The organism is Myxococcus sp. CA023 (assembly GCF_010998615.1).
Classification (GTDB): Bacteria; Myxococcota; Myxococcia; order Myxococcales; family Myxococcaceae; genus Myxococcus.
Genome location: NZ_JAAEAH010000221.1, coordinates 1 through 410, shown reverse-complemented (window position 1 = coordinate 410; position 410 = coordinate 1). Strand labels below are relative to the sequence as shown.

The following is a 410-nucleotide window of genomic DNA, read 5'->3' as shown; positions in this document are numbered from 1 at the left end:
GCTCCGAACAGGTCGCCGACGCGGACCGCCGCCGGATCGCCCTTGACGATGTCCGGGACACCCGAGAGCGTCGCGACCAGGGCGCGGGCGGTATCGTGGTAGACCTGGTGCAGCTTCGAGGATTTCGCGACGACTTCCTCTGCGGTCCTGGTGGCCGGATCCGCTTCCCCGGCGGCGCGGGCAGCCGGCAGGTCGCCCCTGGTCACGGGTTTGACCCCCAGCCCGGTGGCGATGGCGGCGGATGCCGGACTCTGCCATTCCACGTCCCGTAGACGGTGGTGAACGATGCTTCCGTCTGCCAGGGCCACCGCCGCTATGTCCTGTCCGGTCCCTCCTGAAACCGCCAGGAACACCTCGCCCGGCGTGGAACCGGCGAACGGCGGCAACCCGCTTGCCTCGCGGATCACCGC

The 410-nt window shown here is 70.5% G+C and carries 1 protein-coding gene; it reads right to left on the bottom strand.

Features of this window, described 5'->3' with window-relative positions; translation table 11 throughout:
• Positions 1-410, bottom strand: a 410-nt coding sequence (locus F8M74_RS37375) for a hypothetical protein (RefSeq protein WP_205604120.1), incomplete at both ends; no start/stop codon positions are given.